This window comes from Halostagnicola alkaliphila, assembly GCF_055379965.1.
On record NZ_AP043826.1, the window covers coordinates 2,792,944 to 2,807,546 of the forward strand.

11 protein-coding genes are annotated in these 14,603 nt (G+C 62.4%); 5 read left to right on the plus strand and 6 right to left on the minus strand.

Translation table 11 applies throughout. The features are described 5' to 3' along the window. The first annotated feature begins 352 nt into the window (after positions 1–352). Both ACZ5C7_RS19230 and ACZ5C7_RS19235 read left to right on the plus strand, forming a co-directional pair. Positions 353–3,478 (plus strand): adenosylcobalamin-dependent ribonucleoside-diphosphate reductase, encoded by a 3,126-nt coding sequence (locus ACZ5C7_RS19230; RefSeq protein WP_464377872.1) that lies wholly within the window; start codon positions 353–355, stop codon positions 3,476–3,478. A gap of 200 nt (positions 3,479–3,678) precedes the next feature. After that, positions 3,679–3,852 carry an HVO_2523 family zinc finger protein gene (locus tag ACZ5C7_RS19235; protein WP_464377873.1) on the plus strand — a complete coding sequence of 58 codons (174 nt, stop codon included), beginning with the start codon at positions 3,679–3,681 and terminating at the stop codon, positions 3,850–3,852. Positions 3,853–3,855: 3 nt separating this feature from the next. Here ACZ5C7_RS19235 and ACZ5C7_RS19240 read toward each other — a convergent pair whose 3' ends face one another. From ACZ5C7_RS19240 to dnaK, 4 genes are all read right to left on the minus strand, one after another. After that, positions 3,856–4,653 (minus strand): hypothetical protein, encoded by a 798-nt coding sequence (locus tag ACZ5C7_RS19240; RefSeq protein ID WP_464377874.1) that lies wholly within the window; start codon positions 4,651–4,653, stop codon positions 3,856–3,858. Between the two features lie 96 nt (positions 4,654–4,749). Beyond that, on the minus strand, positions 4,750–5,343 hold the full coding sequence (locus ACZ5C7_RS19245) for a DJ-1/PfpI family protein (RefSeq protein WP_464377875.1): 594 nt from the start codon (positions 5,341–5,343) through the stop codon (positions 4,750–4,752). A 133-nt stretch (positions 5,344–5,476) separates the two neighbouring features. Then, positions 5,477–6,643 carry a molecular chaperone DnaJ gene (gene dnaJ, locus ACZ5C7_RS19250; RefSeq protein ID WP_464377876.1) on the minus strand — a complete coding sequence of 389 codons (1,167 nt, stop codon included), beginning with the start codon at positions 6,641–6,643 and terminating at the stop codon, positions 5,477–5,479. An 89-nt stretch (positions 6,644–6,732) separates the two neighbouring features. Continuing rightward, positions 6,733–8,703 (minus strand): molecular chaperone DnaK, encoded by a 1,971-nt coding sequence (dnaK, locus tag ACZ5C7_RS19255; protein ID WP_464377877.1) that lies wholly within the window; start codon positions 8,701–8,703, stop codon positions 6,733–6,735. Between the two features lie 204 nt (positions 8,704–8,907). Between dnaK and ACZ5C7_RS19260 the strand changes: the two genes are divergently transcribed. Both ACZ5C7_RS19260 and ACZ5C7_RS19265 read left to right on the plus strand, forming a co-directional pair. Continuing rightward, positions 8,908–9,591, plus strand: a complete 684-nt coding sequence (locus ACZ5C7_RS19260; protein ID WP_464377878.1) for a helix-turn-helix domain-containing protein — start codon at positions 8,908–8,910, stop codon at positions 9,589–9,591. Between the two features lie 89 nt (positions 9,592–9,680). Continuing rightward, complete coding sequence (locus ACZ5C7_RS19265; protein WP_464377879.1) at positions 9,681–10,481, plus strand: alpha/beta fold hydrolase; 801 nt, start codon at positions 9,681–9,683, stop codon at positions 10,479–10,481. A gap of 9 nt (positions 10,482–10,490) precedes the next feature. On the opposite strand, the gene ACZ5C7_RS19270 is transcribed toward ACZ5C7_RS19265, so the two are convergent. Both ACZ5C7_RS19270 and ACZ5C7_RS19275 read right to left on the minus strand, forming a co-directional pair. Then, positions 10,491–11,765, minus strand: coding sequence for a DUF418 domain-containing protein (locus ACZ5C7_RS19270; RefSeq protein WP_464378479.1), 1,275 nt, complete (start codon positions 11,763–11,765; stop codon positions 10,491–10,493). A 241-nt stretch (positions 11,766–12,006) separates the two neighbouring features. Next, on the minus strand, positions 12,007–12,945 hold the full coding sequence (locus tag ACZ5C7_RS19275) for a nucleotide exchange factor GrpE (protein ID WP_464377880.1): 939 nt from the start codon (positions 12,943–12,945) through the stop codon (positions 12,007–12,009). A gap of 167 nt (positions 12,946–13,112) precedes the next feature. Between ACZ5C7_RS19275 and ACZ5C7_RS19280 the strand changes: the two genes are divergently transcribed. After that, complete coding sequence (locus ACZ5C7_RS19280) at positions 13,113–14,540, plus strand: DEAD/DEAH box helicase family protein (protein ID WP_464377881.1); 1,428 nt, start codon at positions 13,113–13,115, stop codon at positions 14,538–14,540. The last annotated feature ends 63 nt before the right edge of the window (positions 14,541–14,603 follow it).

A 14,603-nucleotide genomic window follows, 5' to 3' on the forward strand; every position in this document is an offset into this window, starting at 1 on the left:
AACTACCACGAGACTGTCCCGTAACACCCTGAACGGGTGGATATGGATGAATAAATCAACTGAATATTCTACTTTCAGTTCGGTCTGAAAATCATTAAGACCGTCCACTCCCTACTAGCTGTTACCCACGCAGACGGCCGTCTCGGCTGTCGCACTACAGACCATCGCACAATACTTGGCAGAGACTTCTGTCCAAGTGAAATTGTGCTAATACAAGAAAGATAGGACTGGATCACCACGTTTTATGAGGAATGCATGAATACCAGACTTTCGTCACGAATGATTCGAACGAGGACCAACTTCAGCACGGAAATGGCAGGCTGCGACGTCTTTGCCTCGAGGTGTCTCGCGCATGAGTAAGTCAGATCTCTCTGCGGACGATCTAACACTGCCGATCAAGCGCACCGACGGGGACGCCCTCGAAGAGCGCATGACCGACAACGCGTATCAGAATATTCTGCCGGCTCGCTACCTTCGCAAGGACGCAAACGGCGACCTGATCGAGAGTCAGGAAGATCTCTTCGAGCGCGTCGGACGGAACATTGCGCTCGCAGAAGCGCCGTATGAAGCTGAAAGACGCGATCTCGAGATCGCGGTTACGCCCGATCAGCTCAAGCCGGACCACCCGCGACGCGACGAGCTCGCCGAGGAGGTCTTTGGCGAGGGTGTCACGGCAACCGACGACGTGGAAACGACGCTCACGGAAGCGAACGTCAACAAGTTCGCCTACGACACCGTCGTTCCGGAACTCCCCGCGGAGGTCCGTGAGCACGTCGAAGACGTCGCCGGGACGTTCACCGAGGGAATGGAATCGCTTTCGTTCATGCCGAACTCGCCGACCTTGATGAACGCCGGCGACGAACTCCAACAGCTCTCTGCCTGTTTCGTCATGTCTCCGGACGACGACCTCTCGGATATTCACGAGACCGCAAAGAAGGCGGCCGAGGTCTTCCAGTCCGGCGGCGGCGTCGGCTACGGCTTCTGGAAGCTCCGTCCGTTCGGCGACTCCGTCGGTTCGACCGGCGGCATCGCCTCCGGACCGATCACGTTTATGCGGACCTACGACCAGCTCTGCGAGACCATCGCCCAGGGCGGGACCCGACGCGGTGCCCAGATGGGGATCATGCGCGTCTCCCACCCCGACGTTATCGAGTTCATCCACGCGAAGAACAAGGACGTCTCGTTGGCCCACACGCTCCGTCTCAACGACCCCGACGACTACACCTACACTTCCTTTAGCGAAGCGCTCGAGGAGTCTCGGGATCTGATCGACGAGGACGGCCGCGTTCCCAAACACCTGCGCAACGCCGTCGAAGGCCACCTCTCGAACTTCAACATCTCCGTCGGCGTCACGGACGACTTCATGGAAGCCGTCCAGAACGACGAGGAGTACACGTTCACCAACCCACGCACGGAAGAGCCACACATCGCAACCGAGGAGACCAAGGAGATGTACGGTCGCTACGATCTCGCCGAGCACGTCGAGGTCGGCGAACCGCTCTCGATTCCCGCCGAACTCATCTTCGAGCGCATCGTCGAAGGCGCGCACGAAAACGGCGAACCCGGCGTCATCTACCTCGAGCGAGTCAACAAGCAACACTCCTTCGACGTCGAGCAAGAGCCAGACCACCAGATCCTCGCGACGAACCCCTGCGGCGAACAGCCCCTCGAGGAGAACGAAGCCTGTAACCTCGGCCACATCAACCTCTCGACGCTCGCAGACCTCGACGCGCCCGACTGGCGCGTCTGGTCCGAGGAACACGCCGATGAGTTCGACTCCCACGAAGCCGCCATCGAGGCCTTCCTCGAGGAGGCCATCGACTTCGAGGAGTTCGACGAACGCATCGAGTACGGCACGCGCTTTTTGGAGAACGTCGTCACGATGTCGGACTTCCCCGTCGAAGACATTGAACAGACCGTCCGCGACATGCGCAAGATCGGTCTGGGCGTCATGGGTCTCGCGCAGCTGTACGTCCAACTCGGCGTGAAGTACGGCAGCGAGGAGGGCAACGAGATCGCCAGCCAGCTCCTGACTCACATCAACCACGGCGCGAAGGCAAAGAGTCACGAACTCGCGACCGAACGCGGTTCGTTCAACGACTGGAACGAGTCCAAGTACGCGAACCCGACCGACTACCGCGAGTGGTTCGAACACCAGACCGGCGAGGACGCCGACGACTGGGCCGACGGCTTCCCGATCCGCAACCACAACGTCACCACGATCGCGCCGACCGGAACGACGTCGATGGTCGGTAACACGACCGGCGGCTGTGAACCGATCTACAACGTCGCCTACTACAAGAACGTCACCGACGACGTGCAGGGCGACGAGATGCTCGTCGAGTTCGACGACTACTTCCTGCGCACCTTGGAGGACAACGATATCGACGTCGACGCCGTCAAGGAAGAGGCCCAAGAGCAGATGGCGACCAACCGGTTCGACGGCGTCGAAGGCCTCGAGACGGTTCCAGACGCCATCGGCGAACTGTTCGTCATCACCAGCGACCTCTCGGCGAAACAACACGCTGCGGTCCAGTGTGCCTGCCAGAACGGCGTCGACTCGGCGATTTCGAAGACGGTCAACGCCCCGAACGACTCCACGCTCGAGGACGCGAAGGAAGTCTTCGAGTGGGTCTACGACAACGGCGGTAAGGGCGTCACCTACTACCGCGACGGCACCCGCTCGAAACAGGTGCTGACGACCCGCGCGGACAACGCCGACTTCGCCGACGAAACCGAAGCGGCAGAAACGCTCGTCGACCAGATCGAGGAAATCTTCGGCGGACTCGAGGCGTTCCTCGAGAGCGAGAACGTACAGGACATCCTCGAGGAAGACGTCGAATCGCTGCTGGCCGATGTCGATAGCGAACCGGTACACGTCGACTTCACCGAGAAGCGCGAGCGACCGGACGCCCTGCAGGGCGTCAGCCAGCGCATCGACACCGGGTACGGGAAAATCTACGTGACGATCAACGAAGATCCCGAGACCGGCCAGCCGTTCGAACTGTTCGCGAACATCGGCCACTCCGGTGGCTTCACGAACTCCTTTACCGAAGCCCTGGCGAAGGTCATCTCGACCTCGCTTCGCTCCGGCGTCGATCCCGAGGAGATCGTCGACGAACTCTGTGGCACGCGCAGCCCGAAAGTCGCCTGGGACAAAGGCGAGCAGATTCAGTCGATTCCGGACGCCATCGGAACCGCGATGCGTCGATACCTCGACAACGAGATCGACAAACCGTATCCGAAACAGGCGACTCTCGAGGAGTCGGCCGACGCCGACGTGGCCGTCGAGCCGGCCGATGATCACGAGACCGACGGCGGTGCCAAAGCCCAGTCGCCTGTCAAGGAGGACCACGACGCCACCCAGGATCTCATCGACGCCGGTGAGTCCCCGGAGTGTCCGTCCTGCGGATCGCTCTCGCTGTACTTCTCCGAAGGCTGCAAGACCTGCGAGTCCTGCGGCTGGAGCGAGTGCTAACCGGAACCGTATCGACTCGTAGCTGAGTTTCTGCGATTCGAACACCGACTCGTCGATTTCACCTTCGATTCGTCAACGCGACGTTTGGCTCGTCGATTCGATTTTCCGAACGTCTCTCTCGAGCAGTCGTCACGTTGATAGTGACGCCAGCCGTCGAACGGGATACGAGAAGTCGGCCGGAATGCGGACGAAGAATACCAATGAGCAACCGTAACGAGACTGATTCCGGGGAGACGACCGGAGTAGAACGCGACCTCGAGCACGGAACCGGACCGCCGTGTCCGTTCTGCGAAACGGCGATGTACAAGCGCCACTGCAAGTACGTCTGCCCACAGCACGGCGTCGTCATCGACTGTAGCGATCCGTTTCTCTGAAGTCTAGAGCGAGACGCTCTCGAGATCGATGCGCCGGGGCTCGGGAGTCGATTCGCGATTCTCAGACGATACGGCGTAGGCCCCACGCTCGCCCGTAGGTGCGTCCGAATTGACCGCTTCGGAGTTCTCGGGACCACTCGAGAGGACGCAGACGCCGTCGGCGAGCAGGGGCGCGATCAGGCCGGCAGCAACCGCCCGGGGATCCGAAAGCGGCGCCCGCAGAACGACGCGGTCTCCCGACTCGAGTCCGTAGGATTCGACGACCTCCCGCCCGCTCTCGACGATTTCTCCGTGGGTGAGGGTTCGTTCGCCGTCGGTCAACAGGGGCGTCTCGGGAGCGATATCGATCGGCGGGAAGGAGGGGTTCTCGCTCCAGAGGCCGGTATCGAGGTGATGGACGGCCGGATCCTCCGGACTCTCGCCGTAACTGATCCGTTGAGCACCCTCCGGCAGGCGATAGTCGCCGACGCTCGAAGTGGGTGCAACTATCGCCCGGTACGCGTCGACATCCGCGGACGACGCTCCGGGAGCGTCGGAGGCGAGGCTCTTCGGCGGATCAAATCTGGCCGTCCCCTCCAGCAGCGCGGTACCAAAGAACGAGAGGAGCGCCATCGGTCCCGATCCGATGACGCCGACGCGGACGCCCTCCCGCACTCCGCTGTGGCGGAGGAAATTCCCGGCCTTCCAGGTGCTCGTACAGAGCCAGTGGGTGTCGTAGGTTCGGCCGGTCGTATCCTCGAGTGCGGGTCGGTCGGTTCGGCGCTCTCGAGTGAACAAGTCACCGACCGTTGCTGCGGTCATACGTGGCAATTCGTTCGGAGCGGAAAAAGACCGCCGACTCGAATCGTCCGAACGGAGACTGCGATCGGACGGTCCTGTCCGATCCGGCCAACGGCATCAGTCGTCCGCCGGAGCCGGCTTCGCGTGATCGATTTCGGTTCCGAGCACGTCTAAAAACTCGGCGAGCCATTCCGGATGATCGGGCCACGCCTGTCCCGTAACGAGGTTGTCGTCTCGAACGACGCCGTCTTCCCACGTCCCACCTGCGCCTTCGACGTCCGCTTGCAGTGCAGGATAGGCCGTACAGGTTCGTCCCTCGAGGACGTCCGCGGCGGCGAGGATCTGCGCGCCGTGACACAGCGCCGCAACGGGTTTGTCGGCCTCGAAAAAGTGGCGGACGATCTCGAGGACCTCCTCGTACGTTCGGAGATACTCGGGTGCGCGCCCGCCCGGAACGACGAGCGCATCGTACTCGTCCGGATCTACGGCGTCGAAATCGTGATTCAACTCGAAGTTGTGCCCCGGCTTCTCCGTGTAGGTCTGGTCGCCTTCGAAATCGTGAATCGCCGTCGGACAGGTATCTCCGGCTTCTTTCTCGGGACAGACCGCGTGGACCTCGTGGCCGACCATCTCGAGGGCCTGAAACGGAACCATTACTTCGTAATCTTCGACGAAATCGCCGGCGAGTAGCAGGATTTGTTGTGCTGGCATGGGTTTGGGTTCACCCATCGGCCACTCCCACGGCCACCGAAATAAGCCTCGTTCCGTGGTATCGAGACTGACAGGAAATTCAGCCGTTCGTCGATCGACCGACGACAACGAAATCCCGAGACAGGTTAGCCGCTTAGAACGCCCGCTTGATCTTCTCGAAGAACCCTTCGTTGACTTCGATCTCGTCGCCGCCGGCTTCCGCGAACTCCTCGAGCGCTTCTCGCTGTTCGGCGTTCAGACTGTCGGGTGTGACGATCTGGACTTGCACGAAGAGGTCGCCGCTCCCGCGTCGCTGGAGTCGCGGCATGCCCTTGCCCTCGAGGCGGAACGTTTCGCCGCTCTGGGTGCCGTCCGGAATCTCGAACTCGGCCGCGCCATCGAGCGTCGGCACTTCGACCGTGTCGCCGAAGGTCGCCTGCGGGAACGAGATCGGGAGTCTGTATCGGAGGTCGTTCCCGTCGCGTTCGAACTCCTCGTGCTCGCGGATCGAGACGTCGATCAAGAGGTCGCCGCTCGGACCGCCCTCCGGACTCGGACTCCCTTCGCCTTCCATCCTGAGCGTCTGGCCGTCCTGGATGCCCGCCGGAACGTCGACGGTGAGGGAGACTTCCTCGCGGACGTAGCCCTCGCCGCGACAGTCGCTACAGGTTTCGGAGTAAAGCGTCCCCTCGCCCTCACAGCGCGGGCACGAGGTCGTCTGTTGAACTCGTCCGAGCGGCGTCTGCTGGACCTGGGTAACCTGTCCGCGACCCTGACACTCCGGACAGGTTTCTGCGTCCGCTTCCGGCGGATGGCCCTCGCCGTGACAGGTGTCACACTCCTCGGGACGGGCGATCGTGAACTGCTTTTGGGCCCCGTCGTAGGCTTCCTCGAGATCGATCTCGAGTCCGGTTCGCATGTTTCTGCCTTTTCGAGGGCCGCGTCTTCCGCGGCCGCCGCCTCCGCCGAAGACCTGTTCGAAGATATCGCCGAGGCCGCCCCCGCCGCCACCCATACCGCCGCCGCCCATACCACCGAAGGGGCCACCACCCATGCCGCCAGCACCGCCACCGCTCGCGTCGTAGCCGTGTTTTTCGGCCTGTTCGTACTGATCGTGGCCCATCCGGTCGTAGGCGCTTCGTTTCTCTTCGTCCGTCAGGACCTGCTTTGCCTTCTGAATCTTCTTGAACTTCTCTTCGGCGTTGGGATCGTCGCTGACGTCGGGATGATACTCCGTCGCTTTCGTTCGATAGGCCTGCTTGATCTCCTCGGGAGAGGCGTCCGGACTCACGCCGAGAACATCGTAGAAATCCTCACTCATTCGTTAGTCCACGGTAATCGATTGAGCCACTTGAAACGAACGTTTGTGCTGCTCGCTGAAGAATCGCCGCAACCGAGCGTTCGAAGTCGCTAGGAGTCGTCGCCGTCGGCGTCTTCGTCGCTGTCGTCCTCGACGTCTTCGAAGTCGGCGTCGACGTACTCGTCGTCATCCGCGTCCGGGCCGCCCGCTCCCGGGTTGGGTCCGCCACCCATGCCGCCGCCCATGCCTGCACCGGCTGCTGCGCCTGGTCCTGCTCCTGCACCAGCGGCTCCGCCCGCCCCAGCGCCGGGACCTGCACCGCCCGCCGCCGCACCTTCGCCGGCGTCTTGGTATACCTGTTTGCCGATCTCTTGAAGCTCCTTGCTCAGCGTCTCGGTCGCCTCCTCGATGTCGTCGGCTTCGGCATCCCCGTCGTCGATCGTCTCCTCGAGATCCTCGACGGCTGCTTCGACGTTCTCTCGAAGCTCGTCGTCGACGTCCTCGTTCTCCTCGAGGAGCGTCTCGGCGCGCTGGATCGCGGCTTCGGCGGAATTCCGAGCCTCGATCCGCTCGCGGCGCTGCTGGTCCTCTTCGGCGTGTTCCTCGGCTTCTTCCTGCAGTCGGTCGATCTCGTCGTCCGAGAGACCGGCGCCGCCTTCGATCGTGATCTCCTCGCTCGTGCCGGTTCCTTTGTCCTCCGCGGAGACGTTGACGATCCCGTTCTCGTCGATCGAGAAGCCGACTTCGATCTGGGGCGTTCCGGCCGGTGCCGGCGGGATGCCGGTCAGGTGGAACTCGCCGAGCAGTTCGTTCTTCTCGGCGAGTTCGCGCTCGCCTTGGAAAACCCGAACCTGGACCGAGGTCTGGTTGTCCGCGGCGGTCGTGAAGACCTTCGACTCCTCGGTCGGAATCGTCGTGTTCTTCTCGATGAGTCGCTCGAAGAGGCCGCCCTTGACCTCGATGCCCAACGAGAGCGGCGTCACGTCGAGCAGAACGACGTCGTCGACCTCGCCGCCGAGGACGCCGCCCTGAATCGCCGCGCCGAGCGCGACGGCTTCGTCGGGGTTGACGTTCTTCTGTGGCTCCTCGCCGATGAGTTCCTCGACCTTGTCCGAGACCTGTGGCATCCGGGTCGAGCCGCCGACGAGCAACACTTCGTCGATGTCGCCTTTCCCGTAGCCCGCGTCCTCGAGCGCCTGCTCGGTCGGTTCGACCGTGCGCTCGATGAGATCCGACGTGAGCGACTCGAACTTGGCTCGAGTCATGCTCTCTTCTAAGTGGATCGGGCCGTCGTCGGTCGCCGTGATGAACGGCAGGTTGATTTCGGTTTCCTTTCGGCTGCTGAGCTCGATCTTGGCCTCCTCTGCGGCGTCTTTGAGCCGTTGGAGGGCCTGTCGATCCTCGCGGAGGTCGACGCCGTGTTCGTTCTCGAACTGCTCTGCCAGCCAGTCGATGATGGCGTGGTCCCAGTCGTCGCCACCGAGGTCGTTGTCGCCGTTTGTCGCGACGACCTCGTAGACGCCGCCGCCCAGATCGAGGATGGAGACGTCGAACGTTCCGCCACCGAGGTCGTAGACGAGAACGGTCTGATTGGAGTCGTCCTCGAGGCCGTAAGCCATCGACGCCGCGGTCGGCTCGTTGATGATCCGCTCGACGTCGAAGCCGGCGATTTCGCCGGCGTTTTTCGTCGCCTGGCGCTGTCGGTCCGAGAAGTACGCCGGCACCGTAATCACGGCCTTCTCGAGGTCGTCACCGAGGTACTCCTCGGCGTCGTGTTTGATCTTCTGGAGAATCATCGCCGAAATCTCTTCGGGCGTGTACTCCTCGCCCTCGATTTCGACGGTGTAATCCTCTTCGCCCATGTGGCGTTTGATCGAGGAGATGGTCTTTTCGGGGTTCTGAATCGCCTGATTCTTGGCCGGTTTACCGACGAGCCGTTCGTCGTCGGTGAACGCGACCATCGACGGCGTCGTTCGGTCTCCCTCCGAGTTGACGATGATCTCCGGGTCACCGCCTTCCATCACTGCGAAGGCACTGTTCGTCGTCCCGAGGTCGATCCCGAGAATCTTGTTGCTCGTCATCTGGGATGGTCTAATGCGCACTTTGTTTTAAAGCTTACTAGCTACGATCGCCGTGCGAATAAAACGCCACGTGAGCCCGTTTACCGCCGACTCTCGGTACTTGGGAATCGAATAAAATATCGGGGTTCTCGAGTCTCCGGTCCGCGAATCGACGGGCTCGGTCGTATCAACACATGGATAGCCATCGATCGAAACCGTCTCAGCATGGGACTGGTCGCCGAGTTCGAAATCCACTGCGAAGCGCTCCCGTTAGTCGAAGTGGCCGACGCCGTCCCGGCAGCGACCATCGAGGTTCAGATCCAGTTCAACCACGGTGATCGCCCCCCGTTTATTGTCCACGTAACGGACGGTTCACACGATGCGGTCGAGCGCGCGCTCGAGTCGTCGTCGTTCGCCGCGGCGTATACGGTACTCGGAGAGGCGGGCGAGACCCGTCGCTATCAGGTGGTCCCAGCCGTCGGGGTAGCGGATCAGCTCGGCGGCCAGGTCGACCTCTCGGGGCTCCGTGCCCTGGCGACCACCGAGTCGGCCATCGAGCGGATCAGAGCCACGCCGAACGGGTGGATCCAGACCGGCTGGTTCGCCAACCGCGGCGCGTTCCACGAGTTCCGCCGATTCTGGCAGGAGAACGCGGGATTTTCGCTTCGACGACTCGGCCGCGGCGGCGAACCCGAGGAGCCGGGCGACGGACTGACCGATCCCCAGCGCGAGGCGCTCCGGATCGCCTACGAGATGGGATACTACGAGATCCCCCGTGGTGCCTCGCTCGAGGCGGTCGCAGACGAACTCGAAATCTCGCCGTCGTCGCTCTCCGAACGGCTCCGTCGCGCGCAGACGCACCTGATCGAGACCACCGCCGCTTCGACCTGGCCGCCGTTACCCGAATGAGCCGACGAGGCCACGCCGACCTCGTATAAACTGCCGAATCATTTCGAGACGGGCTTAGGCTGACTGGCATCCTCCCTGTTCTTGTACCCATGCAAACGATCACGTCAGCGGATGGGACCAGTATCGCGTACGAAACAGACGGCGACGGACCGCCGCTGGTCCTCCTCCATGGCGGCGGGACGCGCCACTACTGGAAACCGCTCGTTCCCCGACTAGCCGACGACTTTACCGTCGTCCGTCCGGACCGGCGCGGACGCGGCGACAGCGGCGACGCCGAGGAGTACGGAATCAAACGAGAAGTCGAAGACGCTCGAGCAGTGATCGACTCGGTCACCGGCGATCCGATCCTGTTCGGCCACTCCTTCGGCGGCCTCCAGGTGATCGAGGCCGCCCGCGAGCGGTCGGTCGAGGCGGTCATCGCCTACGAACCCGCCTACCTCGTCGGCGAGTACCGGAAGCGAGCGGACCTTGCATCCCAGATGCAGGCGCAACTCAAGGACGGAAACCGCCGCGAGGCGATGAAACTGCATCTCGAGGAGGTGATCCACGGCGGCGAGATCGACGACCTCGGCCGTTGGCTCGAGGAGTGGCCGGCCTGGCCCGACTGTGTCAAACACGTCGAAAACACCGCTCGGATGGACCGAGCGCTTGAGGAGCATCGCCTTCCCGACACGCTCGAGGTCGACGCGCCGACGCTCTTGCTTACCGGGAGTGAGGGGCCGTCGCACCTTCGAGATAGCGTCAGTGCGGTCCACGATGCGCTCCTCGACGGTCGCCTCGTGGAGTTCGAGGGCGTCGGTCACCTCGGGGCCGTCGAAGCGCCGGAACGGACCCTGGCCGAGGTTCAGCATTTTCTCGAGGACGTGCGGCGAACGAATTCGACGGAGTAGCGTGTTCGACTAGTTCCCGAGACGCATCGGCTGACGCTCCCCGTAGGTGAGCATCCGCCAGAGCCACTCGACGGGGCCGAATCGGAACCGCTGCAGCCAGGCGACCGACAGCGGCACCTGGATCGCCCAGATCACTACGACCACACCGAGGAGTTCGGCCCTGCTCAACGTGGCGAATAACCCGAGGCCGTGGCCGTAGAAGATCGTCGTCGCGAGGACGGTCTGGAGGAGGTAATTCGAGAACGCGGTTCGGCCGACGGCCGAGAGCGCGGTTGCGACGTATCCGCTCGCCGCCGCTCGACAGAGCAACATGATCCCCGACACGTACGCGAGTGCGAGCAACAGCGATCCCCAGTAGTTGAACTGATGGGCCAACAGGAGAACGTACCCGGTATCCCAGCCGACCAGTTCGCGGTACCAGACGCCGGTGAGGATCAGACCCACCCCCGCTATCCCGCCGACGGCGAGGAGCCGTCGGTAAAACCGCGTGCTCCGCTGGTTCGAGAGAACGCCCCACTTGAAAAGCGCCATTCCGACGATCATGAGCCCGCCGTACGTCCAGAAGGACTCGAGCGCGAATCCGACGGTCTGGAGCATCAAGACGGTCGAGAATCTGTGCTCGAGTTGCTCGCTCCAGCTCCCCCGATAGGCGTCGATTTCATCGTCGATCGCGTCGGGATCTGCGCCCGATCCGACGAGGATTTCGTTCTCGATTTCAGTTTGCATTCCCGGCTCAGCCGCCACGTAGCCGACGCCGGTCAGAAGATAGAAAAGGGCCGGGAGCGCGAACATGACGAGTCCGAGCGCGAGGAGCCGTTTCGGTCGCCAGTTCCGGACGAACACGACGAGAAAGCCACAGAGCGCGTAGATGACGAGGATGTCCCCATACCACAGCAGATAGGCGTGGGTCAGCCCGATCACGAGCAACCAGAACGTCCGCTTGAAGTGGAGTTGTCGCGCCGGCTGGTGCTTTCGCTCCTTCGAGTTCATGAACAGAACGATCCCCGCGCCGAAGAGGAACGTAAACAGCGTGACGAACTTCTGTTCGAAGAAGACGTGACCGAAGAGCCAGGCCGCGTAATCGACGCCGGAAAAGCTCCCGTACATCGACGGATTTAGCCAGCCGATCGTCGGCAGGGCAAAGAGCCAGATATTGATAACGAGAATGCCCAGAAGTGCGAATCCCCTGAGCACATCAAGACTCAGGATGCGGTCCGAGGGTGCTGTCGGTCCCGGATCGTCAACAGATTCGATGTCGGTCGATTCAGTTCGCCCGTCGACCATTGAGCTTTCAGCCGACACGGTGATCGCTCGCACATTTCGTGTATTCTCACTTATAATTTTACACGAGTGAGTACGGCCGGCCGACACCTTCTGGTCGCAGCGACTGCGAAAACGTCGAAAAAGCGGTTCGGCTTCGGTTCATAGGGATTATCGTAGCCAGCCGGATGTTTCGCCTCATAAGGGTTGACACCGTGTTTCGATTTTCGAACAAGAAATCTATGAATCCCTACGATAATCCCTATCAGTTCCCGGCGGTGTCGTCTACAGACCCGTCGCCGCCGCTCGTGTCCTCGGTAGCAGAGGCGGTCTCGTCTCCGCTCTCGTCGTCCGCGTTTTCCTCACCGCCGTCGGCGAGCTCCCCGTTCGAGACGGTTATCTGTGCGTTCTGGATGACCTTCTCGCCCATCTCGTAGCCTGGTGTGAACACGTCCGCGACGGTCCCCTCGGGCTGGTCGCTGTCGACGTTCATCATGACCTCGTGCCGTTGGGGATCGACCTCGGCTCCCGGTTCCGGATCAATCTCTGTGACGTTCTCGTCCTCGAGAATCCGGTCGAACTCCCGGAGGGTCATGTCTACGCCGTCCCGAAGGCTTTCGACGTCGCCGCTTTCCTCCTCGAGCGCGCGTTTGAGGTTGTCCCGAACGCCGACTAGTCGTTCGACCAAGTCTTCGGTCGCGCGCTCTTTCATCTGCTCTTGGCGTTTTTTGGCCCGTTTCTTGTAGTTCTGGAAGTCGGCCTGCTTGCGTTTGAGCCGGCTCTGGAGGTCCTCGACTTCGGCTTCTGCCTCCTCCAGTCGTCCGTCTCGTTCCTCGAGTGCGGCCTGCAACTCGCCGATGGTCTCGGCTTGCTCTTCGATGCGGTCGGTAAGGTCCTCCTCGCGTTCGACGAAGTCCTCGAGCAGTCGGTCGACCTCGGCCGAGGTTTCCTCGTCCGAAAGCTCCTCGACGGAGTCCGAGAGCGTCGCGGAGAGCATCGGGTCGACTGCGCTCTCGTCCTCGGTCGACTCGTCGACTGGCGTTTCGGTCTCGGAACTCGACGCGGTCGAATGCTCGGTACCGTCGACAGCGCCAGATCCGTCCGTTTGGCCTGCGGACTGCTCAGCCCCCTCGGCGACGTCGTCGGATTCCTCCTCGGACGGGACGGCCTGGGCGTCTGCGTTCGTCCCCTCGTCTTCGCTCATATCCCAGTCAAAGAACAGCGGTAATAAAAGGATTGAGGTCCGCCCTCGGACGTGTCACCTTTCCGGATAGCGATTGTGAACGTGCCGTGTCCCCTCGAATTCGCACAGCAGCCGGCCGAAATGACCCCAGCCAATCGATATATGTGCATCCAGTGTGATTGGGGGCTATGATGGCTCCGGGCTCGGGCGACGGGTTCCATCTCACGCTTCGGTACGAAGACGGGACGGTCCGTCTCGACGGAGCCCTCCCCGAAGGCGTCCGCTCGAAGCTTCTCGACTCGCCCACCCTCGAGTTCGAATCGGACTCGCGAACCGAGACGCACCGCGTTCCGGGCGTTCAGTACGCGCCCCTTCTCGAAACCGTCCAGAACGATCGAGCGACAGTCGACGATCGCGTGCTGACTCTCGAGGACCTTCCACAGCTCGAGTCGGCCTACACGCTCCGTGACTACCAGAACACGGCGCTCGAGGACTGGCTCGAAACCGATCGGTTTGCGGGCGTCGACGACGCTCCTCCCGCCCCTACGGGCGTCCTTGAACTCCCCACGGGGAGCGGCAAGACGGTCATCGGGCTGAAAGCGATCGAGCGGCTCTCGAGACCAACGCTGATCGTGGTTCCGACGATCGACCTGCTCGAGCAGTGGCAGCGAGAGCTCGAGCGGGAGTTCGACGTTCCGATCGGGCGGTTCGGCGGCGGAGAACAGCGGCTCAAGGCGATCACCGTCTCGACGTACGACTCGGCGTACCTGAAGGCGGACTCGGTCGGCGACCGGTTCGGCCTCGTCGTTTTCGACGAAGTCCACCACCTCGGCGGGGAGGGATACCGCGATATCGCTCGACTGCTTGCGACACCCGCGCGGCTCGGACTCACGGCGACGTTCGAGCGGCCGGACGACGCCCACGAAGTGGTCGCCGACCTCGTCGGCCCGCTCGTCCACCGGATCGAGGTCGACGAACTCGCCGGCGACCACCTCGCGCCCTACGACGTCAAACGCCTCGAGGTCTCGCTCACCGACGAGGAACGCGAGGAGTACGAGAAGAACCAGGACATCTTCACGGACTACCTCGCCAGTTCGAACATCCGGATGACCAGCGGCTCGGACTACCAGCAATTGGTCAAGCGATCTGGCAACGATCCCGAGGCGCGCGAGGCGCTCCTCGCACGCCAGCGTGCACGCGAGATTACTCGAGGAAGCGACGCCAAAATCCAGACGCTCGAGACGATCCTCGACGACCATCGCGACGAACGAATCATCGTTTTCACCGCTTCGAACGACCTGGCCTACGAGGTGAGCGAACGATTCTTGATTCCCACGATCACCCACCGGACGGGAACGGACGAACGCCGAGAGATTTTGGAGCGCTTTCGCGAGGGAACGTACTCGCGCGTGGTCACGTCGAACGTCCTCGACGAGGGCGTCGACGTTCCCGACGCCTCGGTCGCCGTCGTCCTCTCCGGAAGCGGAAGCGAACGGGAGTTCACCCAGCGTCTCGGTCGGATTCTCAGACCGAAAGCCGACGGCGGACGAGCGTTGTTGTACGAAGTCGTGAGCCAGGAGACGAGCGAGGAACGCGTCGCCGACCGTCGGCGATAGATCGAGACCAGCGAGACCCCGCATTCCGGGTGACTTTTACCCTCCCTCGACTGATAGGTTGGT

Coding starts and splice junctions, on each gene's coding strand:
- ACZ5C7_RS19235 (WP_464377873.1), top strand. CDS start 3,679: ATGAGCAACCGTAACGAGACTGATTCCGGGGAGACGACCGGAGTAGAA.
- ACZ5C7_RS19280 (WP_464377881.1), top strand. CDS start 13,113: ATGATGGCTCCGGGCTCGGGCGACGGGTTCCATCTCACGCTTCGGTAC.
- ACZ5C7_RS19245 (WP_464377875.1), bottom strand. CDS start 5,343: ATGCCAGCACAACAAATCCTGCTACTCGCCGGCGATTTCGTCGAAGAT.
- dnaJ (WP_464377876.1), bottom strand. CDS start 6,643: ATGAGTGAGGATTTCTACGATGTTCTCGGCGTGAGTCCGGACGCCTCT.
- ACZ5C7_RS19270 (WP_464378479.1), bottom strand. CDS start 11,765: ATGGTCGACGGGCGAACTGAATCGACCGACATCGAATCTGTTGACGAT.
- ACZ5C7_RS19240 (WP_464377874.1), bottom strand. CDS start 4,653: ATGACCGCAGCAACGGTCGGTGACTTGTTCACTCGAGAGCGCCGAACC.
- ACZ5C7_RS19260 (WP_464377878.1), top strand. CDS start 8,908: ATGGGACTGGTCGCCGAGTTCGAAATCCACTGCGAAGCGCTCCCGTTA.
- dnaK (WP_464377877.1), bottom strand. CDS start 8,703: ATGACGAGCAACAAGATTCTCGGGATCGACCTCGGGACGACGAACAGT.
- ACZ5C7_RS19230 (WP_464377872.1), top strand. CDS start 353: ATGAGTAAGTCAGATCTCTCTGCGGACGATCTAACACTGCCGATCAAG.
- ACZ5C7_RS19275 (WP_464377880.1), bottom strand. CDS start 12,945: ATGAGCGAAGACGAGGGGACGAACGCAGACGCCCAGGCCGTCCCGTCC.
- ACZ5C7_RS19265 (WP_464377879.1), top strand. CDS start 9,681: ATGCAAACGATCACGTCAGCGGATGGGACCAGTATCGCGTACGAAACA.